This is a genomic window from Pseudomonas sp. Irchel 3A7, assembly GCF_900187565.1.
Lineage (GTDB): Bacteria > Pseudomonadota > Gammaproteobacteria > Pseudomonadales > Pseudomonadaceae > Aquipseudomonas.
Genome location: NZ_FYED01000001.1, coordinates 67650 through 93384, shown reverse-complemented (window position 1 = coordinate 93384; position 25735 = coordinate 67650). Strand labels below are relative to the sequence as shown.

The window sequence follows — 25735 nt, the reverse complement described above, 5'->3', positions numbered from 1 at the left end:
TCGGGCCTGATGGCTCATTGATTCGATATGACGCGGGTGTACTGAGCCGTTTGCGTGCCGACCTCTCGAATATCCTGACAGATAACCAGCGATTGCCGGCCGATCTCGATGGCAAGAAAATCAAACAGCAGATCCACAGTGGTGCTTTGAAGCCTAGCGATTGGGTCGACTCCCTGGCGCAGGCAGGTTATCTGCGCGTCGTCACAGGCAGTCGTTTATGGGGAGCAAGCGGCCCGGTGACCCGCTGGGCTCCTTTTCCTGCCGTCTTGCCAGCTTCGGTGGCTGGCTACGACAAGGCTTTGGCGGCTCCCGCGTGCAGCCCGGCCTTCATTCAACAAGACGCGGCGGCGCGCTATGTGAATGAAGGCCCGCGCCACACTTCGCTCCCGACCTTCGGTTTCATTTTGTGGAATGCTCGGGACGGCGTTTTTACCGGCACTCTTCCGGTTGAGAACCAGCATTCCAGGATGGCCCTCGATCGTGTATTCCCTGACGGTGCATTGCCTGAGAAGTCTGTCGTGCAAGCCCTTTACCTACGCTCGGCAGCGGCCCCGGAAGGCGTACTGGAAGATGACCCGCGTCAGTTCATTCCTTCGCCGATACTTGTGCAACAGATGTGTACGGCTGCCTATACGTCTCAAGGATACAAGCCGGTTTATTTCTCTTGCGCCGATGGCGCGTTGCTGCGATTCGACATGGCGGCCTTTGAGCCTGGCGAATTTTACGACGCTTTTGGCCAGGTCGAATTGAGGTCTAACCAGTTCTCATTAGTGGATCGGGCAAGGCTGGATGATCAAGACTATAGGAGAGGCAGGCTGGACGAGCGGGCATACATCCATCGCATGGCAAGGGCCGGAAAGCTCGAAGTCATCGTGACCAGTGCCTATTGGTCAAGGCATGGGGTAGTCGACGAGAAGTGGCAGCCGCGCCTGGCGGATGTGTCCGACAGTGAACGTTGGGCAGCCCGCCCGGTGCCGGCACTGGGGCCGGTCTTTCATCATGCCGATGATGCCGCCCGCTATATCCAGCAACGTGCGGGCAGCGCAGAGGACGGCGATAGCGGTTTTGAGAGCGCGGTACTTAGCCGAACGTCATCGTTACTGAGTCGAACGTCCCGTTACCCGGATTTTCCGCAAGGCGAATGATCCGCTTACGACACTCCAGAATCCGTCCCCACGTTATCCCGACGGTTACACGCTTGTGGCAACCCACCAGTTGTACTTGTCAGGCAACACGACACTCGTCCCGGATATGGAACAGGTCTATGCCAATTTCGCTTCACCTTCCATGGTGCGTGAACATACCCGGTACCTCAAGGACAGAGGATTCGAGATCAAGGACTATTACTACTCAACCCCTCACGGTGTGTTGCTTCGATACACGCCCGTCTACACACGCGCAGAAAAAGACTTGCTGTCGATGAAAGCGGTCGAGTTCAAGAACGGAGCATGGCAGGCTCAGCTTTCCTCGGAAGACTTTATTTCCAGGCTTGTCGATCTTGGGGACTTCAGGGTTCTGATTGCCGGTTACTACTGGAAGCAATCAGGTCGCATGGGCGTCAAGTGGCGCGAGCGTCGGCAGCAGCCACCGGGTCTCGGGATTGTCTGGCATCGTGACGAGCTCTGATTATCCGGCTACCCATTGCGCGACAGATGCCACTCATCTGTTGCGCATCAGGCCGATGAAGAATAGCCCGCCGATGGCTGCGGTGGCGACGCCGATGGGCAAGTCTTCGGGGGCAATCATTGTTCGTGCGGCAACGTCGACCCAAACCAGAAACACGCTGCCAAGCAACACGCACACCGGCAGCAACCGCCGGTGTTCGGCCCCAACCAGGCGCCGCGCAATATGCGGCACCATCAGTCCGACAAAACCAATCGCGCCGCTGATGGACACCAGCACCCCGGTCATCAGCGAGGCGATCACGAACACCCACAATCGTACCGTTCGGGCGTTCAACCCCAGTGTCACCGCCGTCTGCTCGCCCGCCATCAAGGCGTTCAACGACCGCGCCATACCCAGCAGCAACACCAGGCCGAACAACACGCTGGCAGCCGGCACGGCGAGCAGTTCCCAGCGCGCCAGCCCGAGCCCGCCGAGCATCCAGAACATCACCGCGGAACTGGCGCGGTGATCGCCGAGAAACAACAGCAGGTTGGCAATCGCCATCATCACGAACGACACCGCTACGCCGCACAGCAGCAGGCGATCACTGTCCAGCCGACCGTTGCGGCTGGCGATCATTAGCACCACCAACATGCTCAATAGAGCACCGATAAAGGCGGCGATGGGCAAGGTCAACAGGCCGACAATTTCACCCACATGCAGCACCACGATCACCGCGCCGAGGGTGGCGCCGGACGTGACCCCGAGCAAATGCGGATCAGCCAGCGGGTTGCGCGTCACTGCTTGCAACACCGCGCCGATCAGCGCCAGCCCGGCACCCACCAACGCACCGAGCAGCATGCGCGGCACGCGGATCAGCCAGACGATGTGCTCCTGCCCGGCGCTCCAGTCGGGCACGCCGAAACCGAACAGCTTGTGCTGCAGAATTCGCCACACGACGTCCACCGGCACCCGCGCGGGGCCGAAACCCAGCGACACCACGCACGACACCAGCAACAGCGCGCCGAGGGCCATCAGCAACAAGGCGTAGCGACGATTGATCATTCGCCGTGGAAACCCTTGGCCAACGTGGCGACCGCGAGCACGTTGTCGATGCCCGGCGTGGCCTGCACGTAAGGGATGACGATGAAGCGCCGATGCTTGATGGCATCCACCGATTGCAGCGCCTTGTTATCAAGCAAGAACTGCACCTTCTGATCGGCGGTGACTTCGCCGTAATCGACGATCACGATCACCTGCGGATTGCGCTCGACCACATTCTCCCAATTGACCCGGGTCCAGCTCGCCTCGACATCATCGAGCACGTTGCGTCCGCCGGCCGCGTCGATCAGCGCTTGCGGCATGCCCAGGCGACCCGAGGTCATGGCCCGGTCTTCGCCGCTGTCGTACAGGAACACCCGTGGCTTGTCGGCGGGCAGGTTTTTGCGAATCACGGCGACTTGCACCTGCATCTGACTGATCACGGCATTGGCGCGATCCTGCACGTCGAAGATTTTCCCGAGGTTGCGCAGGTCGTTGTACGTGTCTTCCAGCGTCGCCGGTGGACGCTTCATTACAAAGGCGCAGGACTCGGTCAGCTCGTAGACGTTGATGCCCAATGGTTGCAGGGTTTGCGGCGTGAGATCACCGCCCACGCGCATGCCGTAATCCCACCCGGCGAAGAAGAAATCGACGTTGGCATTGAGCAGGGTTTCCACCGACGGATACTTGGCCGCCAGTTCAGGCAATCCGTCGAGGATGCCGTGCATCTCGGGCGTCACTGACTTCCAGCCAGACACACCGCTGTAACCGGCCATCTGCGGTTTGAGGCCGAGGGCGAGCATCATCTGGGTCATGTTGATATCGTGGCTGACGGCATGTTTGGGTGCTTGCTGGAAGGTCACAGCGCGGTTGCAACTCTGAATCGTCAGCGGGTAGTGGGTGGCTTCGGCAAACGCCTGGGCGCTGCCCAGCAGCAAGGAAAGGTACAGCAGGGGACGCAAGGTCATGGTTGGGTTATCCAGGTAATTCGAGGGTAGCCATGCAAGGGGTGCTCATCGATCAGCGCTTCGACGCCGAATACGTTGCGCAGTAATTCGGTGGTCAGGACTTCTTTCGGCGTGCCGCTGGCGACGATGCGACCGTGGTTGATCACGTACAGTCGATCGCAGAAGGCTGCGGCGAGATTGAGGTCGTGGATGCTCGCCAGGGTGCCGATCTTCAGGCGCTTGACCAACTGCAACAGCTCAAGTTGATAACGCGGGTCGAGGTGGTTGGTCGGTTCGTCGAGGATCAGCAATTGCGGCTGCTGGGCCAGGGCGCGGGCAAGAATCACGCGCTGCTTTTCTCCGCCGGAAAGGGTGGAGAAGGCATGATCTTCGAAGCCCTTGAGGCCGACCGATTCCAAGGCTCGGGTTACGAGGTTTCGATCTTCCAGGGTATCGCCATCGAACAGGCCTTTGTGCGGCGTGCGGCCCATGGCGACCACTTCGTCGACGGTCAGGCCGAAGGCATCGGGAAACTCCTGCAATACCACGGCGATGCGTTGCGCACTCCAGCGTGATGACTGTTGCCAGACGTTGTGGTGATCGAGCCTGATCTCGCCGCTTTCCGGTTTGCTGAAGCGCCACGCACAACGCAGCAGGCTGGTCTTGCCGCTGCCGTTGGGGCCGATCAAGCCGACGAACTCACCGGCGGCCACGTGAAGCGAGGCATCACGCAACCGGAACTGGTGATGACAGTGACCGTGGCCCAGGGGGGACCAGGTGAGGTTTGTGAGGTTCAGCGAGGTCATGCTTTTACTCTGAAGTATTCGGTGTAACGGATGCCGCCTTCGCGAGCAGGCTCGCTCCCACATTGAAATGCGATCAAATGTGGGATCGAGCCTGCTCGCGAAGGCGGTCTGAAGGTCAGGAGAAAAGCCGGACGACAGAAATGCGCGGGAAGTTTCCAGCGCCTCCAATCCTGCGCATCTCGCCTGATTCATGATGAAGGTGAGGCGCTTTCAGTTTGTCGGGTGAAGCGCGACAACAGCAGTTTGTCGAGCAGCCAGACCACCACCAGCGAAGCGCCCACCAATGGGAACGCCACCGCCAGGGCAAACATGATGACCATCGCGGTTTTCCATTTCGGCAGGTCGTGACGCAACGGCGGCACGCCGAATTTGCCTTGTGGGCGACGTTTCCACCAGATCACCACGCCGCTGACGGCGCTGAGCAGAATCATCAGGCAGATCAGCAGCACGACGATCTGATTGACCACGCCGAACATCTTGCCTTCGTGCAGCATCACGCCGATTTCCGTGGCGCGGGCGACGGCACCGTATTGCTCATAGCGCACGTCGGCCAGCACCTTGCCGCTGTACTGATCGACATGCAGGGTGGCGTCGTTGCGCGGGTCATCGGCGAATACCGCGATGGTGAACACGCCGGTCGCGGTGGTCGGCAAGGTGATGCTGTACCCCGGCTCGACCTTGCCCTGCGTGGCGATGTTTTGCACGTCCTGCAGGCTGATGGTCGGCGCGGCCGGGCCGGCTTGCGCACCACCGTGGGCCATGTGTTCGGCATGGTCGCCGGACATCGGCATCGGCGTGTTTTCCATGGCCCATGGCACCGTCTGGCGAGTCGCGGTGTTGAGGCTGCGGGCTTCGACATCGGACTTCGGCACGTCATCCCACATCGCCGTCGGGAACACGTTCCACACCTGGGCGTATTGCTTGCCCCAGAAACCGGTCCAGGTCATGCCGCTGAGCAGCATGACCAGCAGCAGGGATGCGCCCCAGAATCCGGTCACCGCGTGCAGGTCGCGCCACAACACCCGACCACGACTGTTCAGGCGTGGCCACAGAATGCCGGCGGCCTGGCCGCGTGGCCACCACAGGAACACCCCGGACACCACCAGCACCACGCCCCAACCGGCGGCCAGTTCTATCAGTCGATCACCCACGGTGCCGATCATCAGTTCGCCGTGTATCGCCCGGGCGATCGCTTGCAGGTTTTTCTTGGCGTCTTGCTCGCCGAGGATGTCGCCGTGGTAAGGGTCGACGAACACGTTCAACTCCTGGCCGGCATTCGCGACCACGAATTGAGCGCTGCGCTCGGCATTCACCGGCGGCAGGTATTGCGTGACCTGTCCTTGGGGATAAGCCGCTTTTACCCGCTGCAGCAGGTCGTCGGCCGGGATGCTGTGATGACCGGCCGGGACGTTGAGCAGGCTGCTGTACATCAGCGAGTCGAGTTGCGGCTTGAACAGGTAAATGGTGCCGGTCAGGGCCAGCATCACCATGAATGGCGCAACGAACAATCCGGCATAGAAATGCCAGCGCCATGCCAGGTTGTAGAAATTCACTTTGGGCTGTTTCATCACGTGTGCTCCGCGTGGCTCGGATCTTTTAGTTATGGGGTGCGGGTCTACGTGACGATAGGTGGGGCGCGGGTTCGGGCACCGGGGAAAAAGGTTTGTCGGGCATGGCCCAGGTGCGGGGAAGGGGAAGTGAAAGTACTGGCGGGCGGTGTGTCGAACGCGGTGAATGACACGCCACCGGTGAGCGCCGGGCAATTGAACAACAGGCTGCAATAGCCGCATTTTTCCCAGATGGCGTGATGTCCGGCTTGCGGCGGGCAGTGCTCGGCGTTCGGTTGTGCGCCGTGATCGGCGTGCTCCATTGCCGACATATCCATGGACATGTCCATCGACAGGCTCATGGCCGCGCGCGCGTCCATCGGCATCGACTGGGAAACCAGCGGTCCGATAAAGATCATCAACATGGCGAACAGGCTGACCCAGCTGCCGCGTGTCAGGCTCGATGACTGACGACGGGGGCTGGATGACCTGGCGCTGAACGGGCGCATGGGCGTTTTCGCTCGGCCGATTACTGAACGTGCGCGTGCTTTTGCGTGCCTTCAGGCGCCTGCTTCTGCACCGTCACTTCGACCGTCACGTCACCGGATTTCTCGAAGTTCAGGGTCAGCGGGAAGCGCTTGCCGTCGCTCAGCAGGCTACGGTCTTTAAGGTTCAGCAGCATCACGTGGTAAGCCATTGGCGCAAACGTGACTTCGCCACCGGCAGGGATTTCCACGCTGGGCACGTGCTGCATTTTCATCAGGTCGTTTTGCATCACGTGTTCGTGCAGTTGCGCTTCACCGGCAATGGGCGAGTCGACACTGAGCAGCCGGTCGGCGGATTTGCCTTCGTTGTGAATCACGAAATAGGCCGCGACGTTCGGCGCGTTCGGCGGTAACTCCTGCGACCAGGGATGAGCGATGTCCAGCTCCCCGACCTTGTATTCGTGGGCATTGGCAAAGCAGGCAGGCAGCAACAACGCAGCCACAACGATGAGTTTGTTCAGCATGATGGTTCTCCAGAGCGATTCAAAACGCAGGTCAATTGCGAGAAAGAATCACACCAGAGGGGATGCGCGGGGGTTGAGGCTCGGCCATTGCTGGCGCGGCGTCGGTGTATTGAGTGAGGCGGGGGGCAGGCTTCGATTGGCGTCGAACTGCGCGAAATACAGCTGCGGTACATGTCCGGGCAGTGCCACCAACGGCGCGGAACCTGAACAGCACCAGCAATGCTGCATATTGGAATGATCGTCGTTTTGCGGGGCTTTCTGCTCGATGCCGCCCAGCGATATCGCAACCATCTTGGTGCCGCTGGATGAACAGAAACTCCCCCACAACAACTGCTCGGCGGGCGACTTCGCCGACTGCGCCATCGCTCCGGTCATCGGCATGGCGAGCAGGTTGAACAGCACTGCGAAGCAGGCTATCCAGGCAATTGCGAGCCGTTGACGGGACATGGGACAGATCCATTGGGTGGGCGATCAGGCGCGGCTATTTAGCCTGATCAATGCCGATAAGTAAAAAAGCGGCGTGCGGTGTGGTGTCGCAGTAAAAATTGTCTGGATTTTAAGCTCTCAGTGCGCACGTACCGCATGAACTTGCATATTCACCCCAAGCGTAGCGCGAATTACGGCGAAGATCGCGGCCAGGTTGTCCATGCTTGGGTTGCCTTTTGCAGACAACATTCGATGCAAACTTTTACTGGGTTTCGCCGTTTCCTTTGCCAGTCCTTCGAACCCGACAGTGGCGTTGATGAGATCACGCAAAATGATCCTGGCCATTTCAGGTTCGCCGTTAAGAAACAGAGTAGCAGCCTCATCCAACAATGCCTGGGCGAACTCAGGGTCACGCTGGGCACGCTCGGCGATCGTGTGTTTGTAGCTTCGGGTGAGCGCCATGACTTTATCTCCGGGGGCGGTCAGCTTTTTTTCGGGCTCGAAATTCGGCAATCAGTATTTTGGCCTGTTTGATGTCGGCTTTTTGGGTGGACTTGTCGCCTCCACCGAAAAGTATGATCAGGCGTTTGCCCTCTTGAACAAGATAGATTCTGTAGCCGGGCCCCCAATTTATTCGGTACTCGCCCAGACCTTCGAACCACTTGATGTTGGACGTATTGCCGAACTCCAGTCGAATCAACGCATTGGATACTTTAAGCGCGGCCTGCACATTCAAGGTGGAAAACCAGCGTCCGAAGGGGCTTGTTTCATTGTCCTGCAAGTATTCTTCGAGTGTGATCACAGACGGCCCTGAAGGTAACAAATAGGTTACTGTTCATGCAAGCCAATGATCCTGCCTTACTGAGCGAAGTCCGCCAACGCAACAAGTGTTTCCCCAAGCGTCAGAAACTCCCGCTCAACCCCCGGCAACACCGGCCGCTTCAACACCAACACCGGCACCCCACGCTCACGCGCCACTTCCAGCTTCGGTTCAGTCGCGGTACCGCCGCTGTTCTTGCTGATCAGTACGTCGATCTGTCGGCGTTCGAACAACTCACGTTCATCTTCGATAAGGAACGGTCCACGCGCGCCGATGACTTCGCAGCGTTCGTTGCCCGGGTACACGTCCAATGCGCGCAAGGTCCAGAATTGATGTGCAGGGATTTCGTCGAGATGTTGCAAGGGCTCGCGGCCCAGGGTGAACAATGGCCGCCGAAAGGGCTTCAGGGCCTCGATCAGTTCGGCCCAATCGTTGACCTCGCGCCAGTCGTCCCCGGCCTGTGGTTGCCACGCCGGACGCCGCAGCGCCCAGCACACAATCCCGTTCAGGTGCGCAGCGCTGGCGGCGTTCTGGCTGATTTGGGCCGCGTAGGGGTGCGTGGCATCCAGCAGCAGGTCGATCCGTTGGTCACGGATGAACTGCGCCAGGCCCTCGGCGCCGCCATAGCCGCCGACGCGGACCTGACAGGTCAGGTCCGTTGGCACCCGACCGATACCGGCCAGGCTGTAGATGTGTTCAGGGCCGAGGGTGCGGGCGATGGCCAGGGCCTCGGTCACACCGCCCAGCAACAGAATGCGTTTCATTGGAATGCTCCGGCATGGCCCACGATCCCGCCCTGGCGATCGATGGCAAACACTTCGACCTGAACCTGCGAAGGCACCACACTGCGGGCAAAGTCCAAAGCGTGCTGGCACACCGCGTCACCGAGGGCGATGCCGGCGGCGCTGGCCATGGCCAGGGCTTGTTGACTGGTGTTGGCCTCGCGGATGCCTTGCTGCAACGCCGTATCGGCGCCGACTGCCGCGGCCCAATCGGCCAGTTGCGGCAGGTCGATGCTCGAGTGTCGACTGTGCAAGTCCATGTGCCCGGCGGCGAGTTTGCTGATCTTGCCGAAGCCGCCACAAAGACTGAGTTTATCCACCGGCACCTTGCGCAGATGTTTGAGTACCGCGCCGACGAAATCGCCCATTTCAATCAAGGCGATTTCCGGCAGGTTGTAGACCCGGCGCATGGTGTCTTCGCTGGCGTTGCCGGTGCAGGCGGCGATGTGCAGGTAACCGTTGGTTTTCGCCACATCGATGCCCTGGTGGATCGAGGCAATGTAGGCCGCACAGGAGAACGGCCGGACAATGCCGCTGGTGCCGAGGATCGACAGGCCGCCGAGAATCCCCAGGCGCGGGTTCATGGTTTTGAGTGCCAGGGCCTCACCGTTTTCGACATTGACCGTGACATCGAAACCGCCGCCATAGCCCAGCTCGTCGGCGAGCCGGGTCAGGTGATCGGTGATCATTTTGCGCGGCACCGGGTTGATCGCCGGTTCGCCGACGCCCAACACCAGCCCGGGGCGGGTCACGGTGCCGACCCCGCGACCGGCATTGAAACCGATACCCGGCTCGGTGCGCAGTCGCACCTGGCTATAGAGCAGCGCGCCGTGGGTGACGTCGGGGTCGTCGCCGGCATCCTTGATCGTGCCGGCCTCGGCACTGTCGCCCGTCAGTCGACAGAACTCCAGGCGCATCTGCACCTGTTTGCCTTTGGGCAATATGACTTCCACCGCGTCTGCTGCCGTGCCCGCGAGCAACAGGCGAGCCGCCGCGAGGCTGGTTGCCGTGGCGCAACTGCCCGTGGTCAGGCCACTACGCAGTGGCGCGGGTTGTTCGGCGGTTTCGTCACGCATCGAAAGGTTTCGTCAGATCCAGCAAGGTAATCGGCAATGCCTGGCGCCAGGTATCGAAGTCACCCAGCGGTTGCGCCTGGGCGATATGGATGCGCGTCAGCTCTCCACCGTGCTGTTCACGCCATGCCATCAGTGTCACTTCACTTTGCAGGGTGACCGCGTTGGCGATCAGCCGGCCACCGGGTTTGAGGGCAGCCCAGCAGCTGTCCAGTACGCCTTCACGGGTGACGCCACCGCCGATGAAAATGGCGTCCGGCCGTTCGAGTCCGTCGAGGGCTTGCGGCGCGCGGCCGCGAATCAGTTGCAGGCCGGGAACGCCGAGGGCATCGCGGTTGTACTCGATCAACTGTTGTCGCCCGTCATCGGCCTCGATGGCCAGCGCCCGGCAACTCGGGTGGGCGCGCATCCATTCGATGCCGATCGAGCCGCTGCCGGCGCCGACGTCCCACAACAGCTCGCCAGGCACCGGGGCCAGGCGCGCGAGGGTGATCGCGCGTACGTCGCGCTTGGTCAGTTGGCCGTCATGCTTGAACGCCGAATCCGGCAGACCGGCCAGGCGTGACAGGCGTGGCGTATTCGGTTCAGCGATGCAGTCGATGGCGATCAGGTTCAAGTCGGCAATGGCGCAATCGGCCCAGTCGCTGGCGATGCCATCGACACGCCGCTCGGCTTCTCCGCCCAGATGTTCCAGTACGGTGATGCGGCTCGGGCCGAAACCACGCTCACGCAACAACGCGGCAATGGCGGCGGGGCTGCCGCCGTCGTTGCTCAGCACCAACAAGCGTACGCCGCTGAACAACTGGGCGTTGAGCGCGGCGATAGGGCGGGCCACCACAGAAAGGGTGACCACCTCCTGCAAGGGCCAACCCATTCGGGCGGCGGCGAGCGAGCAGGAAGAGGGGGCCGGCAGAATCAGCATTTCATCGTCGGACAGTTGTCGGGCGAGACTGGCGCCCACCCCGAAGAACATCGGATCGCCACTGCCGAGGACACAGACAGGTTCGCCACGCCGCGCCAATACCGGTTCAAGGGAGAAAGGACTGGGCCACAATTGCCGTTCACCACGGATGCAGGACGGCAACAAATCCAGTTGCCGTTGCGCACCAATAATCCGCGAAGCGTTCAACAAAGCGTGCCGGGCGTTTTTGCCCAGGCCCTTGAAGCCGTCTTCACCGATTCCCACTACTGTCAGCCAGGGCGACATCTATATTCCTCAAACACGCTGTTCCGACGGGCAGGCTTTTCATGCCGTCGAACAAAGCAGGCATAATACCGCGCCTTTGCTTGCGAAGCGCCTTTCCCACATTCCCGGTCCCGCCCTTGAACGAACGCCCGATGTCCACCGCCTTACGCCCCTCGGCCTGCCCGGGGTTGCTGCGTATCGTCCAGGCACTGGACGGCGGTATTTGCCGGATCAAGTTGAATGGCGGTTCGATCAGCGCAGCTCAGGCCGAAGCGGTGGCCAATGCTGCCGAGCGATTCGCCGGGGGAGTGATCGAGGCGACCAACCGCGCCAATCTGCAAATTCGCGGCATTGGCCGTGAGCATGGGGCCTTGATCGACAGCCTCATGGCCAGCGGATTGGGACCCAGTAGCGCCGCTGGCGACGATGTGCGCAATCTGATGCTCAGCCCCGGTGCCGGCATTGATCGGCAAATGCTGTGCGACACGCGCCCATTGGCCGAGCAGATCCTGGCCACGCTCCAGGGCGACGAACGCTTTCACGACCTCAGTGCCAAGTTTGCCGTGCAACTCGATGGCGGCGAAGGCCTGGCAATGCTTGAGCATCCCCATGATCTGTGGCTGTCCGCCACGGAGGGAGAGGGCCAGACGGTTTTTGCCTTCGGTCTGGCGGGATGCCCTCTGGACCCGCCTGTGGGCTCGGTGCTGCTGGAACATGGCCACGGGTTGGTGGTCGCAGTGCTTGATCTGTTTCTTGAATGGGCGCGTCCGGATCAGACACGCATGCGTCACCTGCTCGGCGAATGCTCACTCGACAGGTTTCTCGCGGCGTTGGCCGAACGGGTGCCATTGATGCCTGCTTCGAGTCGCCGACACGATATCCGCTCGACTGCCCTGCACATCGGCGCTCATCCGCAACGCGAGGCTGAGCGTGTCTACGTTGGCGCCGTGCCGCCCTTGGGTCGCCTCGACCCTGCCATGCTCGGAAGCGCTGCACAGCTTGCCCGTGAAAGGGGGGACGGCAGCCTGCGATTTACTCCCTGGCAAAGCCTGTTGTTGCCCGGTGTCCATGCCGACGATGCTCGCGACGTTATCCAGCGTCTTGAGAGGGCGGGTTTGCGTTGTTCTGCTGATGACGCCTTGGCACACCTGATTGCCTGCACCGGTTCGACCGGATGCGGCAAAGGCCTGGCCGATACCAAGGGCGATGCCCGGCAACTGGCGGCGCTCATGCAACGCAACGGTCATGCACCGAATGTGCACTTATCGGGTTGCCCGCGTTCGTGCGCTGCCGCGCACATCGCGCCAATTACCTTGCTGGCCGTCTCAGCCGGTCACTACGATCTCTATTTTCGCGATGCAGCGCAGCCCGGTTTCGGCGCCCTGCACGCACGCAACCTTACTATTGAAGCGGTCGCGGCCTTGCTCGACGCCCGCTCACGGAGCCCCCTTGATGCTTGATTACATCCGCGACGGTCAGGAGATCTATCGCAACTCCTTCGCGATCATTCGCGCCGAGGCCAACCTCGGGCGAATCCCGGCCGATCTGGAAAAACTCGCGGTTCGGGTGATTCACGCCTGCGGCATGGTCGACGCCATCGACGGCTTGCAGTTTTCCGAAGGCGCGGGCAAGGCCGGGCGCGATGCGCTGGCGGCTGGTGCGCCGATTCTGTGTGATGCGCGAATGGTGTCCGAAGGCATCACCCGCGCACGCTTGCCGGCGAACAACCGGGTTATCTGCACCCTGCGCGATGAGAGCGTTCCTACACTTGCCCGCGAGTTGGGCAACACCCGTTCCGCCGCCGCGCTGGAACTGTGGCGTCCGCATCTGGAAGGCAGTGTGGTGGTGATCGGCAATGCACCGACGGCTCTGTTCTATTTGCTGGAAATGCTCGATGCCGGCGCACCGAAGCCAGCGCTGATTCTCGGCTTCCCGGTGGGTTTTGTCGGCGCCGCCGAATCCAAGGCGATGCTCGCGGCGGACAGCCGTGGCGTGCCTTTCGTCATCATGCAAGGTCGCCTGGGCGGAAGCGCCATGGCCGCCGCCGCCGTCAATGCCCTCGCCACGGAGATCGAATGATGCAACAACCTGGACGTTTGATCGGCCTTGGCGTCGGCCCGGGTGATCCGGAACTGATTACTGTCAAAGCCTTGCGCCTGTTGCGTGAGTCGCCAGTGGTGGCGTACTTCGTCGCCAAGGGAAAGAAGGGTAATGCTTTTGGCATCATCGAGGCGCATCTGCAGGATGCACAGACCTTGCTGCCGCTGGTTTACCCGGTCACCACCGAGGCATTGCCGGCGCCGCTGTCCTACGAGCAAGTGATCAGTGATTTCTACGATGCCGCCGGCGAACAGCTGGCCGTGCATCTGGACGCGGGTCGCGATGTCGCCGTGATCTGTGAAGGCGATCCGTTCTTCTACGGTTCCTACATGTACCTGCACGACCGGCTTGCCGAGCGTTATCAGGCTCAAGTGGTGCCGGGTGTCTGCTCGATGCTCGGTGGTGCTTCGGTACTCGGTGCGCCGCTGGTGTATCGCAATCAGAGCCTGTCGGTGTTGTCCGGCGTACTGCCCCATGACGAACTCAAGCGCCGCTTGGCCGATGCCGATGCCGCCGTGATCATGAAACTGGGACGCAACTTTCCCAAGGTTCGCCAGGTACTGGAAGAACTCGGGTTGGCCGAGCGGGCGCTTTACGTCGAGCGCGCGACCATGGCCAACCAGAAAATCGTGCCGCTGGATCAGGTCGAGCCGATGTCCTCGCCGTATTTTTCGCTGATCATCGTTCCCGGCGAAAGGTGGCAAGGCTGATGACTCGTCCAGTTCCGGCGATTGTCATTCTCGGCAATGGCAGCCTCGCCACCGCACGCAATATTCAAAAGCGCTATCCCGGTGCACTGATCCATGGCCTGGTCGAGCGCGTTGATGGCGCGGACCGTGACTACCACGAGTTCGGCGCGACTCTGCGCGAGCTTTATCAACGGGATACGCCGATCATCGCCCTGTGCGCTGCCGGTATCGTGATCCGCACACTGGCGCCTCTGCTGCTGGAAAAAGGCGTTGAGCCTCCAGTGCTGGCCGTGGCTGAAGACGGCAGCGCGGTGGTGCCGTTGCTCGGAGGGCTTGGCGGCGTGAATGTGATGGCGCGGGAGATCGCCGCACATCTCGATGTTGCGCCGGCCATTACCACCAGCGGTGAATTGCGTTTTGGCACTTGCCTGCTCAACCCGCCAAGCGGCTATGCGTTGGCTGATCTGGAGCTGGGCAAGCGTTTTGTTTCCGATTTGCTGGCCGGTGAAACGGTACGCATCGAAGGCTCGGCACCGTGGCTGGCGCAAGCGCAATTACCTGAGGATGCCCAGGCGCGGCTGGCGGTTCATGTCAGTCCTGCCGAACGTACGCCGGCGGCCAACGAATTGTTGATCTATCCACGCAGTGTGTTGGTGGCGGTCAGTGCTGGCATTGCAGATTTGCCGAGCGTGGTTCGCGTGGCGTTGCATCAGGCCGGTGTCGCTGTGCAATCGCTGGCTTGCCTGTTGGCGGTCGATACCGAAATGGCCAGCCCGGCGCTGCGTGAAGCAGCGCTAGAGTTGGGTGTGCCATTGCGATTTGCCAATGCTGAAATGGATATTGTTGAGCTGGCCCGCAATGCTGTAGGGCAACCTGTATCCATACGGGGTGACGGCACCGTTGCCATTGCGGTCGCCGAACAGCCGCTGGACCCGTTGCAGATCGGCCGGGCGCGGGGACGTCTGGCTGTGATCGGTCTGGGGCCGGGCGCTGCCGAGCTGATGGTGCCGGCGGTTAAGGCTGAACTGGCTCGCGCCAATGATGTGCTGGGGTATGAAACTTACGTGCGCATGGCCGGACCCTTCCGCGACGATCAGGTTCTGCATTGCACCGATAACCGCGAAGAGATGCAGCGTGCACGCCATGCCTTCGAACTGGCGGCGCAAGGGCGGTCGGTGGTGGTGGTGTCCTCTGGTGATCCGGGGGTTTTTGCCATGGCCGCTGCCGTGCTCGAAGCACTGCATGAGTCCACCGATGCGGCGTGGCACAACGTTGATCTGGAAATCCTGCCAGGGGTCTCCGCTTCACTGGCGACGGCTGCCCAGGCCGGTGCGCCGTTGGGGCATGACTTCTGTGTGCTGTCGCTGTCGGACAACCTCAAGCCCTGGTCGATCATCGAGCAGCGACTGGATCTGGCGGCTCAAGCCGACCTGGCCCTGGCGTTCTACAATCCGATTTCGCGTTCACGTCCATGGCAACTTGGGCAGGCGCTTGAAATCGTTGCCCGTCACCGCGAGCTTCAGACACCGGTCGTGTTGGGGCGGGACATTGGTCGTCCGGGCCAGACCTTGCGCGTTACCACGCTCGGGCAGTTGACTCCCGATCAAGTCGATATGCGCACCATGGTGCTGATCGGCTCCTCCACGACCTGCGTGTTTCCTCGTGTCGAGGGCGGAGAATGGGTATATACCCCGCGCTGGTACGGCAACAAGCCGGGTAGTTGAGTCATGGCGGCCTCACTCCGGGGCCGCGCTTATCTATAAAAAATGATCATCTCTAATTTTTTTAGAGGTTTTTGGTTGTGTCTGATTTTTGGTAATTAATAGTATTGGTTGCTGTTGAAGGTTGAATTGAAAGTTGGGTTTGCATGTTTTAGTTTGGTTTACCGCATGGAGCGGTGAACTGTTAACTAAGGAGCTTTGCTATGTATTACCCAGTTGCCAATGGTTCGGCGGACTTGCCCTTTGATTCATTAATACAGGACACCTATTTTGAACGGATTGAGGCCCAGTTGGCTGAAACTCCGTCTCGTCCGCGTGCCAGAAGTTTCAGTGCAGCACTTGATGTTGCTCCTCCTCACCCGACGCAAGAGCACAGTGCCTCCGTTGTCGGTCCATCCCTTGTAGTGTTCGACGAGCGTCTTTCCGGGGATGACAAGCAAGATGCACTCGATAGCCAGGCCTTTGCTGAAGCCGTCGTGCGCAAACTGCCCGCCGGCAGCTCCCAGGAACAGCGTTACAACGCCTATAACGAAGCGTTGACCGCAATTGGCTGGGTGACCGAAAGCTACACTCGCAAAAAATACGATTCAAAAACGCTGACGCTGACCATGAATGAAGCGCTGCTTCAGGTCCTGCAGACTGTCATCAGTGCCGGGTCCGGTAATGTGTTGAGTTTGGTGACCAGTGGTTTCGAAAAGCTCAAAGGCGACAAGGCAGCCCTCAAAATTGTCGACTCGGGAAGCAAGAACAGCCAGGTCGTCAGCTTTAAAGCGGTTCCCTGCATCGTTACTCCAGATGGCGGTATGGCGATGGTCATGGGCGGGTTGGACGTCTACAGTACGCACTACGACGGTGATTTTTTGTTCTTTACTTTCAATACTCAAGGTGTGCATCTTTTTCAAGCGGCCGGTATTCGAAAGTTTAACAGGCGTGCTTTTAATCGCAAGCGCCAACAGGTTTACGATTATATTGATCAGTTTGGTGATGAGTTATTCAAAAACTTAGTCGGCTGATCGCGCGGCGAGGGCTTTAGATGTTGTCTGTCGATTGTTGGAGTTTGTGGCGTGAGGTGTATAAATGCCGGCTTTTTCAAATGCTGTTGTCGTGGGGGGGTGCCTGTTATCTTTCGATTCAGCTGTAAACGTGCGGGACCAACAGGATATACAGGATTGTCTGTTATATGCCGAACTGGCGGCAAACGATAAGTACCCAGGGCAAGTGTCGAAGAAAGTCTGGTTCGATTACTATCAGGGGCGATTGTTGAAGGCCGGTTTCACTCTGAAAACCATTGTTCCCTCCGAACCGTTCCGGGTGTCGGATGTTCGCCAATTGCTGAGCGTCGGCCTTACCATGATTGGTCGTCTGGGCTCTGAACGACTGAGGCAGATTGTTGTAGATACCTACAGAGCCTTGAAGCTGGACGAATTCGCATGGGAGTTTTTCCGCGGTAACGTAGCGCGAGGCGGTATGGGGATTCTCAAGTGCGCGCCTTGCGAGCGCCTCGAATCGGGTGAAACGATCATCTGCCTTTTTGGCATGCGCTACAGCACCACGGTGACTGAGCAGGACTTCTTTTTCTGGAGTGAGTATGACAAAGAGGTGCTGATTATCCCGGATGGTGGCGTCTATGCCTTCAATCGCGAGGTCTTTGATAATTACCGTGCGCGGGTGCACGAGAAAATCGAGACTTACTCCGACAGGCTCCTCGTGCGCAAGCTCAAGCGCTGATCATTTGCCGGGCAACAAAAAAAGGCCTTGTCTCAACCGACAAGGCCTTTTTTGTTGCAGTTGCATTCCGGTCCGTCAGGACACCAGATAACCCCGGACGCCGGTAAAGATGATCTGCGCCGCCAACGCGCACACGAACAACCCCATCAACCGGCTGACGATCTGCAGCCCTTGATCGCCGAGAATGCGTTCGATGCGGTTGGACAGGTACAGCACAACGCCGACAGTAAAGCTGGCCAGGGCAATACTGATAATGGCCATGAGCTTGTCGTCCCAATGCGGCTGGCTCACGCCCATCACTAACAAGGCACCGATGGTGCCGGGGCCGACCGTCAGCGGGATGGTCAGCGGAACGATGGTCACGTCCTGCTGCACGTTGTCGGTTTGCACCGCCGACTTGCCCTGAGCCATGCCCAGCGCCGAGATGAACAGCACGCTACCGGCACCAATTCGGAACGCGTCAACGGTGATGCCGAAGACGCTGAAAATCACCCGGCCGAACAGGTATAACAAGACGCTGGAGACTAATGTGGCGATCGCCACTTTCCAGGCCAGTCGACGTTGTTCCTTGCGCGAGTAACCGCGGGTCAGGCTGATGAAGCAGGACAACACGAAGAATGGGCTGTAGAGCACCAGCATCTTCAGGTAAACACTGAACAACACATGGAGCATGGTGCAGGCTCACTGGCGAGGGAAGTCGAGGGGAGTCTATCAGGCGTTGCGGGGTCTGTCGGCTCAGGACGTAGGTGTTGCCGTGCGGGTCTGCAGGTCACGTTGGGCAACCCAATGTTCGATCAGTTCACGCAACTGCGAGAGTTCGACCGGCTTGGCCATGTGCCCGTCCATGCCGGCCTGGCGCGCGCGCTCCTTATGCTCGGCGAGGATATGAGCGGTCAACGCCACCACCGGCGTACGGATCCGCTGGTTGCCCACTTCCCATGCGCGCAATTGCTGGGTGGCCGAGAAACCGTCGAGGATCGGCATCTCGCAATCCATCAGTACCAGGTCATAACGCTGGGCCTTCATTGCCTGCAGGGCCTCTTCACCATTGCTGGCGGTATCCGGTTGCAGGTTGAGTTTGCCCAGCATGCCGCGGATAACTTTGGTCGAGATGCTGTTGTCTTCGGCCACAAGAATGCGGAAATCGCTGGGCACCTTGATCGGCATGGGCGTGCCGGATGGCAATTGCTGCATGACCGCGAGCCCCTTGTTGCGTTGGGTCAGCTCGTCGGCCAGGGTCGTCTTGAGGGTGTAGCCGGCCACCGGTTTGGCGAGGATGCGTTTGATCCCCGAGTTGCGTGCGATGATTTTGCTCGGTGCATTGCTGATGCCGGTGAGCATGATCAGCAGGATGTCGTGGTTCAGGCTCGGGTCTTCCTTGATCTTGGCGGCCAGCTGCATGCCGGTCATGCCGGGCATGTTCTGGTCCAGCAGGACCACGTCGAAATAGTCGCGCAAATGCGCTTTGGTGCGCAGCAGTGCCAACGCTTCCTTGCCGGACGGAACGGCGCTGACGTTCAGGCCCCAGGCGCTGCACTGCTGCACCAAAACCTTGCGACAGGTGTCATTGTCATCCACCACCAATACCCGTGCGCCTTGCAGCGGGCCGTCAAGGTCGGAGGTCGGGTGTTCGAGGCGATCAGGATCAAGCGGCAAGGTCAGCCACAGGGTGCTGCCCTGGTTGCTGCCACTCTTGATGCCGAACTCGCCCTGCATCAAGCGAATCAGCTGGCGGGCAATCACCAGCCCCAGATTGCCGCCCAGCCGGTTGGTCGAAAGGAAGTTTTTGCTGTGCAGTTCTGCATGCATCAGCGCATCGCGCTCTTCTGCGTCCATGGGTTCGCCACTGTCCTGCACGGCGATTCGCAGACGCGGTTTGGCACTGCGCTCGTCGAGCGCGACGACGATCAGGACTTCGCCTTCATCGGTTTTCTTCAGGGCGTTTTCAAGAAGGCTCAACAGGGTCTGGCGCAGCCGCGTCGGGTCACCGCTGATGACCCGCGGTACTTGTGGCTGGATGAAGCTGATCAGCTCGACGTTCTGTTGTTCGGCCTTGGCGCGGAAGATACTCAGGCAGTCTTCGATCAGCGCGTTGAGGTCGAACTGCACATCGTCGAGTTCGATTTGCCCGGATTCGAGTTTGGATATGTCGAGGATTTCGTTGATCAACGTGAGCAGTTCGTTGCCGGCGCTGTGGATGGTCTGTACATAGTCACGTTGCTTGACCGAGAGTGGCGTACCCAGCAACAACTCGGTCATGCCCAGCACGCCATTCATCGGGGTACGTATCTCGTGGCTGATCTTTGCCAGGAATTCGGCCTTGGCGTTGATCTCGGCGTTGCTGGCCGCCAGATCGCGGCTGATGCTGAAGCGGTCTTCAGTGATCCGACGCTGGCGCTCGCTCAAGGCAATGCTCATCAGCAGGCCACTGATGCAGATGAACGCCAGAAGCGTGGTGATCAGGCCATGGGGTTCGATCAGGGTCAGCCCCAGCAGGGCGGGGAGAATGATCAGCGTACCGAGGTTGAACACCACCATGGCTGCCACGAACAACCGCGCCGGGCGATAACCTTTCTGCCAGTGAAACGCGCTGACGAACAGCATGCTCAGGCCTGCCAGCGCGACCAGACCGTAGGTAATGATATTCAACGGCAGCGTGTTGACGAACAGCAGCAACAGACCGCCGATCGTGATGAGCAGGATGTCACCCAGTAACAGCTTGTTCAGCGGGTGTGAGCCAAGGGGAGCGAAGAAACGATACGCGAACATCAGGCCGCAGGGGGCTGTCAGTAACAAGGCGAGGTAAGCACCGGGCGTCTGCACGGCTTGCCAGTTTGGCAGCCAGGTGCCCGCCAGATTCAACAACAGCACCAGGCTGAGCATCAACAAAGCTTCGCATGCCGCCAGCCAGAGGCTGCTGCGCGAGCGGGTGTAGGCGTAACGGATGAGGTTGTGCAGGATCAGCATGCCGATGCAGCCCAACAGCAAACCATAGACCAGCGTCTGGTTTTGACTGGCTGCGGTAATGATCGCCGCTTGCAGGGTTACATAGGGTCGCAACTGGTGTTCGGAAACCAGTCGCAGGTAAACGTCCAGGGGTTTTTCGCTTTGCGGCAACGGCAGCATGAAGTCGCTGCTGGGCAGTGGCCGGTCAGCCTGTGGCTGCTTGTTGCCCGTGTTCGATTGCTCGATCAGCTTGTCGCCGTCCAGCACATACATATTGAGTTGCTGCAGGTCGGGCGCGAACACTCGCAGCAATTGTTCATGGTTGCCGGGTGCAAGGCGAAAACGTAGCCAGAGCGCGCCGTCGGGTTCGGCTGCGGTGAGGCGGTCGAGTTCGATAGGGCTGAATTGATTGGTGTAGCGGGGGGAGCGGATGTCGCTCAGTTGCAGATCGCCCTGTTCGTCGAGCAATACCGCCCAGCCACTGCCTTGCGCGGCCTGAGCCGGGAGCATGCAGAGCAAAGTCAGCAGAGTGACAGTGAAACCTATGGCAATCCTGAGCCAGCGCACGGCGAAATCCCTTCGTAGGTTGATGCCAGAGTATAACTATGCGCGGCGTCGGAATAGTCAGGCAAGAGCCTAAAGCCCTTGCCTGGCTGAAAGGGTAGCTTATTCCTGATTTTCGCCACGTTCGCGGGCAATGGCACGGTAGCCGATGTCCTTGCGATAGAAACAGCCTTCCCAATCAATACTGGCTGCCAGCTTGTATGCCTGCTGTTGAGCAGCATCGACGCTGGCGCCCATGGCAGTGGCGCAAAGCACCCGACCACCGGCCGTCACCACTTGCCCGTCTTTCAATGCAGTACCGGCGTGGAAGACTTTGCCTTCCTGTGCCGCTGCCGCATCCAGGCCCTTGATGGCCGCACCCTTGGCGTAGTCACCAGGATAGCCGCCCGCGGCCAGTACGATGCCGACGCTCGGACGTGGATCCCATTGCGCCTCGACCTTGTCCAGCGCCTGTGCCAGGGCTGCTTCGACCAGCAGCACCAGGCTCGACTGCAAGCGCAGCATGACCGGTTGAGTCTCAGGGTCGCCGAAACGGCAGTTGAATTCGATAACTTTTGGGTTACCAGCCTTGTCAATCATCAAGCCTGCATACAGGAAACCAGTGTAGACGTTTCCTTCCTCGGCCATGCCGCGAACCGTCGGCCAGATCACCAGGTCCATGACACGCTTGTGCACGTCACTGGTCACTACCGGAGCAGGAGAGTAGGCCCCCATGCCACCCGTGTTCGGGCCGGTATCGCCGTCGCCGACACGTTTGTGGTCCTGGCTGGTGGCCATCGGCAGAACGTTCTTGCCATCGACCATGACGATGAAGCTGGCTTCTTCGCCGTCCAGGAACTCTTCGATCACCACACGCGAACCGGCGTCACCGAAGGCATTGCCCGCCAGCATGTCACGCACCGCGTCTTCGGCTTCGGCCAGGGTCATGGCGACGATCACGCCTTTGCCGGCGGCCAGGCCATCGGCCTTGATCACGATCGGCGCACCTTTTTCACGCAGGTAAGCCAGGGCTGGCTCGATCTCGGTGAAGTTCTGGTAGTCGGCGGTCGGGATCTTGTGGCGAGCCAGGAAATCCTTGGTGAACGCTTTCGAGCCTTCCAGTTGAGCAGCGCCAGCAGTCGGGCCGAAGCAATCCAGACCCCGGGAGCGGAACAGGTCAACGACGCCAGCGACCAGCGGTACTTCCGGGCCGACGATGGTCAGGGAAACGTTTTTCTCGGCGAAGTCCGCCAACTGCTCGAGGGCCAGCACGTCGATGGCGACGTTCTCGCACTTGGCTTCAATGGCAGTGCCGGCATTGCCGGGCGCCACGAACACCTTCTGCACGCGCGGATCCTGAGCCACTTTCCAGGCCAGGGCGTGTTCACGGCCACCGCTGCCAATGATCAAAACATTCATTTCAAAAACCTCGGATGACGCTAATTCTTGATAGCACCGCTGGGGTGCTCTTATGTGGGAGCGAGCCTGCTCGCGAAAGCGGTATATCAGTCACATCAATATTAAATGTGCCGCCGTCTTCGCGAGCAGGCTCGCTCCCACAGATGATCGGTGTATCAGTGACGGAAGTGGCGCATGCCGGTGAACACCATCGCGATGCCGGCTTCGTCTGCGGCTGCAATCACTTCATTGTCACGCATCGAGCCGCCTGGCTGGATCACCGCGGTGATGCCGGCCTTGGCTGCGTTGTCGATGCCGTCACGGAACGGGAAGAACGCGTCGGAAGCCATAACCGCACCCTGTACTTGCAAACCGGCGTGCTCAGCCTTGATCGCGGCAATGCGTGCGGAGTTCACGCGGCTCATCTGGCCCGCACCGACACCGATGGTCTGGCGGTTCTTGGCGTAGACGATGGCGTTGGATTTCACGTACTTGGCGACTTTCCAGGCGAAGATCAGGTCGTGGATTTCCTGTTCGGTCGGTGCGCGCTTGGTCACGACTTTCAGGTCATCGGCGCCGATCATGCCGATATCGCGGCTCTGTACCAGCAGGCCACCGTTGACGCGTTTGTAGTCCCAGGCGGCGGCGCGATCCGCCGACCACTCACCGCAGGCCAGCAGGCGAACGTTGGCCTTGGCCGCCACGATGGCGCGGGCTTCTTCGCTGACGCTTGGGGCGATGATCACTTCGACAAACTGACGCTCGACGATCGCCTTGGCGGTTTCAGCGTCCAGTTCGCGGTTGAAGGCAATGATGCCGCCGAATGCGGATTCGGTATCGGTGGCGTAGGCCAGGTCGTAGGCCTTGCGGATACCGCCCTCGGCATCCGGGCTCACGGCCACGCCGCACGGGTTGGCGTGCTTGACGATCACGCAGGCCGGCTTGACGAAGCTCTTCACGCATTCCAGCGCGGCGTCGGTGTCGGCCACGTTGTTGTACGACAGCTCCTTGCCTTGCAGTTGGGTCGCGGTGGCGATGCCGACTTCGGCAGGCTTGGCTTCCACGTAGAACGCCGCGCTCTGGTGCGGGTTCTCGCCGTAGCGCATCTCCTGAGCCTTGATGAACTGGCTGTTGAAGGTGCGCGGGAATTCGCTGCGGCCTTCGGTGCTGAGCGTGTCAGCGGCCTGGTTCACGGTGCCCATGTAGTTGGCGATCATGCCGTCGTAGGCAGCGGTGTGTTCGAACGCCTTGAGCATCAGGTCGAAACGCTGAGCGTAGGTCAGGCCGCCGGCCTTGAGGTTTTCCAGAACGTTGGCGTAATCACCGGCATTGACCACGATGGCCACGTCTTTGTGGTTCTTGGCTGCCGAACGGACCATGGTCGGGCCGCCGATGTCGATGTTCTCGATCGCGGTCGGCAGGTCGCAGCCTGGCTTGTTGATGGTGGCTTCGAACGGGTAGAGGTTGACCGCTACCAGGTCGATCGGCTTGATGCCGTGCTCATTCATGATGGCGTCGTCGATACCGCGACGACCGAGGATCCCGCCATGGATTTTCGGGTGCAGGGTTTTCACCCGGCCATCCATCATTTCTGCGAAACCGGTGTAATCAGCGACTTCCACTGCGGCAACACCGTTGTCCTGCAGCAGCTTGAACGTTCCGCCGGTGGAGAGGATCTCGACGCCCAGGGCTTCGAGCTCTTTGGCGAATTCGAGGATCCCGGTCTTGTCGGAAACGCTGATCAAGGCGCGGCGGATCGGCAGGCGGGTAGTCTGGTCGGTCATCTCAATTTCCATCAAAAGCAAAGGAGTCAGCAAAAAAGGCGACCGTTTTTACGCGGGCGCCTTTCTGGTTTGATTGAATGCTTACAGCAAATCGTACTGCTTGAGTTTCTTGCGCAGCGTGCCCCGGTTCAGTCCGAGCATCTCGCTGGCCTTGGTCTGGTTGCCCTTGACGTAGTTCATTACGCACTCGAGCAGGGGGGCCTCGACTTCGGAGAGCACCAGGTTGTACACATCCGTGACGGCAGCGCCTTCAAGGTGGGCGAAATAATTGTGCAGCGCTTTCTCGACACTCCCGCGAAGGGTCTGGCCTTCTTCGCTTGGGGTATTGAGGTGCTGTTTCAAATTCACGTTGTCGCTCACGGGTGTAGTTCCACTCACTAAAGTCTCGGTCATCATCGTCATGCGGCCACCCACTCTCCGTCCCCTGTCAGGCTCTCGTAACGTTCGGCGAAGAAGCCCTGAACGTTGGCGCATTGTGCTTCCGTATCTTCCAAACGATTGAAGTGGGCGCGAAACTCCCTGGCGCCCGGCAAGGTTGCGAGATACCAGCCCACATGCTTTCGAGCAATGCGTACGCCCATCACGTCCCCATAGAAGGTGTGCAGCGCAGCCAGATGCTCCAGCAGAATGCGTTCCACCTCGATCAGCTCCAGCGCCGGGAGCTTCTCGCCGGTACGCAGGAAATGGTCGATCTCGCGAAAAATCCATGGCCGCCCCTGGGCAGCCCGTCCAACCAACAGTCCATCGGCACCGGTCGCGTCGAGCACGTATCGGGCCTTCTCCGGCGAATCGATATCACCGTTGGCGAAGACCGGCATCGACACCGCCTGCTTGATCGCGGCGATGGTGTCGTACTCGGCCTCACCGGTGTACAGGTCGGCACGGGTGCGGCCATGGACCGCCAACGCCGTAATGCCAGCCTGCTCGGCGATCTTTGCCACCGTCAGTCCATTCTTGTTGTCCCGGTCCCAGCCGGTACGGATCTTCAGGGTAACCGGCACATCGACCGCAGCCACGACAGCCTGCAGGATCTCGGTTACCAGTGCTTCATCCTTCAACAGTGCGGAACCGGCTGCCTTGTTGCAGACCTTCTTCGCCGGACAGCCCATGTTGATATCGATAATCTGTGCGCCCAGTTCGACGTTGGCCCGGGCCGCGTCCGCCAGCATCTGCGCGTCGCCACCGGCGATCTGTACCGAGCGTGGCTCGGGATCGCCTTCGTGGATCATGCGCATCCGCGACTTGCGGGTGTTCCACAAACTCATGTCGCTGGTGACCATTTCCGAGACTACTAGTCCCGCGCCCAATCGTTTGCACAGCTGACGAAAGGGTTGGTCGGTGACACCCGCCATGGGGGCGAGAATCAAGCCGTTGTGTAATGTGTATGGACCGATGCGTACCGCCGACATAGGGCTTCCCTGTTGTGGGGCCGGATCATGAGAGTTCGAAAAAGGGTTGGCATGATACCCGCTCTCGATGACTGGATAAAGGCTGAATTGAACAAAATCTGAACAGTTATTCTGTTATCGCCAGCGGTTTGGTCCGGGCGGCCAAAGTCAGAAAGCCGTCGTCAATTGCGGATCA

General features: G+C 60.1%; 26 protein-coding genes. 8 read left to right on the top strand and 18 right to left on the bottom strand.

The window, feature by feature from the left end; all coding sequences use genetic code 11:
* The first annotated feature begins 50 nt into the window (after window positions 1-50).
* Window positions 51-1145, top strand: a complete 1095-nt coding sequence (locus CKW21_RS00455) for a hypothetical protein (protein ID WP_141232866.1) — start codon at window positions 51-53, stop codon at window positions 1143-1145.
* A gap of 106 nt (window positions 1146-1251) precedes the next feature.
* Entirely contained in the window at window positions 1252-1626 is a 375-nt protein-coding gene (locus CKW21_RS00450) for a hypothetical protein (protein ID WP_141232865.1), read from the top strand.
* Between the two features lie 33 nt (window positions 1627-1659).
* On the opposite strand, the gene CKW21_RS00445 is transcribed toward CKW21_RS00450, so the two are convergent.
* The 12 genes from CKW21_RS00445 to cbiE form a co-directional block, all read right to left on the bottom strand.
* Window positions 1660-2670 (bottom strand): iron ABC transporter permease, encoded by a 1011-nt coding sequence (locus CKW21_RS00445; protein WP_095192066.1) that lies wholly within the window; start codon window positions 2668-2670, stop codon window positions 1660-1662.
* Window positions 2667-3614: an ABC transporter substrate-binding protein gene (locus CKW21_RS00440; RefSeq protein ID WP_095192065.1), complete on the bottom strand. Its 948-nt coding sequence runs from the start codon at window positions 3612-3614 to the stop codon at window positions 2667-2669. Before CKW21_RS00440 ends, CKW21_RS00445 begins: the two co-directional genes overlap by 4 nt.
* Window positions 3611-4399 (bottom strand): ABC transporter ATP-binding protein, encoded by a 789-nt coding sequence (locus CKW21_RS00435; protein WP_095192064.1) that lies wholly within the window; start codon window positions 4397-4399, stop codon window positions 3611-3613. The genes CKW21_RS00440 and CKW21_RS00435 overlap by 4 nt, the downstream gene beginning before the upstream one ends.
* A 188-nt stretch (window positions 4400-4587) precedes the next feature.
* On the bottom strand, window positions 4588-5967 hold the full coding sequence (locus CKW21_RS00430; RefSeq protein ID WP_095192063.1) for a PepSY domain-containing protein: 1380 nt from the start codon (window positions 5965-5967) through the stop codon (window positions 4588-4590).
* 47 nt (window positions 5968-6014) lie between these two features.
* The gene (locus CKW21_RS00425; protein ID WP_095192062.1) at window positions 6015-6455 is read right to left on the bottom strand and encodes a DUF2946 domain-containing protein; all 441 of its coding nucleotides are present in this window, start codon (window positions 6453-6455) and stop codon (window positions 6015-6017) included.
* 20 nt (window positions 6456-6475) lie between these two features.
* Window positions 6476-6955, bottom strand: coding sequence for a copper chaperone PCu(A)C (locus CKW21_RS00420; protein WP_095192061.1), 480 nt, complete (start codon window positions 6953-6955; stop codon window positions 6476-6478).
* A gap of 48 nt (window positions 6956-7003) precedes the next feature.
* Entirely contained in the window at window positions 7004-7402 is a 399-nt protein-coding gene (locus CKW21_RS00415; RefSeq protein WP_095192060.1) for a DUF2946 domain-containing protein, read from the bottom strand.
* A gap of 117 nt (window positions 7403-7519) precedes the next feature.
* Entirely contained in the window at window positions 7520-7843 is a 324-nt protein-coding gene (locus tag CKW21_RS00410) for a DNA-binding protein (RefSeq protein WP_095192059.1), read from the bottom strand.
* A 4-nt stretch (window positions 7844-7847) separates the two neighbouring features.
* On the bottom strand, window positions 7848-8183 hold the full coding sequence (locus CKW21_RS00405) for a type II toxin-antitoxin system RelE/ParE family toxin (RefSeq protein WP_095192058.1): 336 nt from the start codon (window positions 8181-8183) through the stop codon (window positions 7848-7850).
* A gap of 56 nt (window positions 8184-8239) precedes the next feature.
* A complete protein-coding gene (locus CKW21_RS00400; protein ID WP_095192057.1) occupies window positions 8240-8965 on the bottom strand; it encodes a cobalt-precorrin-6A reductase in 726 nt (241 codons plus the stop codon).
* Entirely contained in the window at window positions 8962-10059 is a 1098-nt protein-coding gene (locus tag CKW21_RS00395; RefSeq protein WP_095192056.1) for a cobalt-precorrin-5B (C(1))-methyltransferase, read from the bottom strand. The genes CKW21_RS00400 and CKW21_RS00395 overlap by 4 nt, the downstream gene beginning before the upstream one ends.
* On the bottom strand, window positions 10052-11263 hold the full coding sequence (gene cbiE, locus CKW21_RS00390) for a precorrin-6y C5,15-methyltransferase (decarboxylating) subunit CbiE (protein WP_095192055.1): 1212 nt from the start codon (window positions 11261-11263) through the stop codon (window positions 10052-10054). Before cbiE ends, CKW21_RS00395 begins: the two co-directional genes overlap by 8 nt.
* Window positions 11264-11394: 131 nt before the next feature.
* Here cbiE and cobG point away from each other — a divergent pair, with 131 nt between their 5' ends.
* From cobG to CKW21_RS00360, 6 genes are all read left to right on the top strand, one after another.
* A complete protein-coding gene (gene cobG / locus CKW21_RS00385) occupies window positions 11395-12702 on the top strand; it encodes a precorrin-3B synthase (protein WP_305885255.1) in 1308 nt (435 codons plus the stop codon).
* Window positions 12695-13321, top strand: a complete 627-nt coding sequence (locus CKW21_RS00380) for a precorrin-8X methylmutase (RefSeq protein WP_095192053.1) — start codon at window positions 12695-12697, stop codon at window positions 13319-13321. Before cobG ends, CKW21_RS00380 begins: the two co-directional genes overlap by 8 nt.
* Complete coding sequence (locus tag CKW21_RS00375) at window positions 13321-14052, top strand: precorrin-2 C(20)-methyltransferase (RefSeq protein ID WP_095192469.1); 732 nt, start codon at window positions 13321-13323, stop codon at window positions 14050-14052. Before CKW21_RS00380 ends, CKW21_RS00375 begins: the two co-directional genes overlap by 1 nt.
* The gene (gene cobJ / locus CKW21_RS00370; RefSeq protein ID WP_095192052.1) at window positions 14052-15755 is read left to right on the top strand and encodes a precorrin-3B C(17)-methyltransferase; all 1704 of its coding nucleotides are present in this window, start codon (window positions 14052-14054) and stop codon (window positions 15753-15755) included. The genes CKW21_RS00375 and cobJ overlap by 1 nt, the downstream gene beginning before the upstream one ends.
* Window positions 15756-15955: 200 nt before the next feature.
* On the top strand, window positions 15956-16765 hold the full coding sequence (locus CKW21_RS00365) for a hypothetical protein (RefSeq protein WP_095192051.1): 810 nt from the start codon (window positions 15956-15958) through the stop codon (window positions 16763-16765).
* Between the two features lie 64 nt (window positions 16766-16829).
* Window positions 16830-17480: a hypothetical protein gene (locus tag CKW21_RS00360; RefSeq protein WP_095192050.1), complete on the top strand. Its 651-nt coding sequence runs from the start codon at window positions 16830-16832 to the stop codon at window positions 17478-17480.
* Between the two features lie 75 nt (window positions 17481-17555).
* On the opposite strand, the gene CKW21_RS00355 is transcribed toward CKW21_RS00360, so the two are convergent.
* The 6 genes from CKW21_RS00355 to dusB all read right to left on the bottom strand — a co-directional run bounded on the left by CKW21_RS00355 (window position 17556) and on the right by dusB (window position 25560).
* Window positions 17556-18152: a MarC family protein gene (locus tag CKW21_RS00355; protein ID WP_095192049.1), complete on the bottom strand. Its 597-nt coding sequence runs from the start codon at window positions 18150-18152 to the stop codon at window positions 17556-17558.
* A 63-nt stretch (window positions 18153-18215) separates the two neighbouring features.
* Window positions 18216-20993, bottom strand: a complete 2778-nt coding sequence (locus CKW21_RS00350; protein ID WP_095192048.1) for a hybrid sensor histidine kinase/response regulator — start codon at window positions 20991-20993, stop codon at window positions 18216-18218.
* 99 nt (window positions 20994-21092) lie between these two features.
* Window positions 21093-22388 (bottom strand): phosphoribosylamine--glycine ligase, encoded by a 1296-nt coding sequence (gene purD / locus CKW21_RS00345; protein ID WP_095192047.1) that lies wholly within the window; start codon window positions 22386-22388, stop codon window positions 21093-21095.
* Between the two features lie 155 nt (window positions 22389-22543).
* On the bottom strand, window positions 22544-24151 hold the full coding sequence (gene purH, locus CKW21_RS00340) for a bifunctional phosphoribosylaminoimidazolecarboxamide formyltransferase/IMP cyclohydrolase (RefSeq protein WP_095192046.1): 1608 nt from the start codon (window positions 24149-24151) through the stop codon (window positions 22544-22546).
* Window positions 24152-24232: 81 nt separating this feature from the next.
* Window positions 24233-24553: a DNA-binding transcriptional regulator Fis gene (gene fis / locus CKW21_RS00335; RefSeq protein ID WP_015093301.1), complete on the bottom strand. Its 321-nt coding sequence runs from the start codon at window positions 24551-24553 to the stop codon at window positions 24233-24235.
* Window positions 24550-25560 carry a tRNA dihydrouridine synthase DusB gene (gene dusB / locus CKW21_RS00330; protein ID WP_095192045.1) on the bottom strand — a complete coding sequence of 337 codons (1011 nt, stop codon included), beginning with the start codon at window positions 25558-25560 and terminating at the stop codon, window positions 24550-24552. Before dusB ends, fis begins: the two co-directional genes overlap by 4 nt.
* Between the last annotated feature and the right edge of the window lie 175 nt (window positions 25561-25735).

Coding starts and splice junctions, on each gene's coding strand:
- CKW21_RS00450 (WP_141232865.1), top strand. CDS start 1,252: ATGGAACAGGTCTATGCCAATTTCGCTTCACCTTCCATGGTGCGTGAA.
- CKW21_RS00445 (WP_095192066.1), bottom strand. CDS start 2,670: ATGATCAATCGTCGCTACGCCTTGTTGCTGATGGCCCTCGGCGCGCTG.
- CKW21_RS00440 (WP_095192065.1), bottom strand. CDS start 3,614: ATGACCTTGCGTCCCCTGCTGTACCTTTCCTTGCTGCTGGGCAGCGCC.
- CKW21_RS00435 (WP_095192064.1), bottom strand. CDS start 4,399: ATGACCTCGCTGAACCTCACAAACCTCACCTGGTCCCCCCTGGGCCAC.
- CKW21_RS00430 (WP_095192063.1), bottom strand. CDS start 5,967: ATGAAACAGCCCAAAGTGAATTTCTACAACCTGGCATGGCGCTGGCAT.
- CKW21_RS00425 (WP_095192062.1), bottom strand. CDS start 6,455: ATGCGCCCGTTCAGCGCCAGGTCATCCAGCCCCCGTCGTCAGTCATCG.
- CKW21_RS00420 (WP_095192061.1), bottom strand. CDS start 6,955: ATGCTGAACAAACTCATCGTTGTGGCTGCGTTGTTGCTGCCTGCCTGC.
- CKW21_RS00415 (WP_095192060.1), bottom strand. CDS start 7,402: ATGTCCCGTCAACGGCTCGCAATTGCCTGGATAGCCTGCTTCGCAGTG.
- CKW21_RS00410 (WP_095192059.1), bottom strand. CDS start 7,843: ATGGCGCTCACCCGAAGCTACAAACACACGATCGCCGAGCGTGCCCAG.
- CKW21_RS00400 (WP_095192057.1), bottom strand. CDS start 8,965: ATGAAACGCATTCTGTTGCTGGGCGGTGTGACCGAGGCCCTGGCCATC.
- CKW21_RS00395 (WP_095192056.1), bottom strand. CDS start 10,059: ATGCGTGACGAAACCGCCGAACAACCCGCGCCACTGCGTAGTGGCCTG.
- cbiE (WP_095192055.1), bottom strand. CDS start 11,263: ATGTCGCCCTGGCTGACAGTAGTGGGAATCGGTGAAGACGGCTTCAAG.
- cobG (WP_305885255.1), top strand. CDS start 11,395: ATGTCCACCGCCTTACGCCCCTCGGCCTGCCCGGGGTTGCTGCGTATC.
- CKW21_RS00380 (WP_095192053.1), top strand. CDS start 12,695: ATGCTTGATTACATCCGCGACGGTCAGGAGATCTATCGCAACTCCTTC.
- CKW21_RS00375 (WP_095192469.1), top strand. CDS start 13,321: ATGCAACAACCTGGACGTTTGATCGGCCTTGGCGTCGGCCCGGGTGAT.
- cobJ (WP_095192052.1), top strand. CDS start 14,052: ATGACTCGTCCAGTTCCGGCGATTGTCATTCTCGGCAATGGCAGCCTC.
- CKW21_RS00365 (WP_095192051.1), top strand. CDS start 15,956: ATGTATTACCCAGTTGCCAATGGTTCGGCGGACTTGCCCTTTGATTCA.
- CKW21_RS00360 (WP_095192050.1), top strand. CDS start 16,830: ATGCCGGCTTTTTCAAATGCTGTTGTCGTGGGGGGGTGCCTGTTATCT.
- CKW21_RS00355 (WP_095192049.1), bottom strand. CDS start 18,152: ATGCTCCATGTGTTGTTCAGTGTTTACCTGAAGATGCTGGTGCTCTAC.
- purD (WP_095192047.1), bottom strand. CDS start 22,388: ATGAATGTTTTGATCATTGGCAGCGGTGGCCGTGAACACGCCCTGGCC.
- purH (WP_095192046.1), bottom strand. CDS start 24,151: ATGACCGACCAGACTACCCGCCTGCCGATCCGCCGCGCCTTGATCAGC.
- fis (WP_015093301.1), bottom strand. CDS start 24,553: ATGACGATGATGACCGAGACTTTAGTGAGTGGAACTACACCCGTGAGC.
- dusB (WP_095192045.1), bottom strand. CDS start 25,560: ATGTCGGCGGTACGCATCGGTCCATACACATTACACAACGGCTTGATT.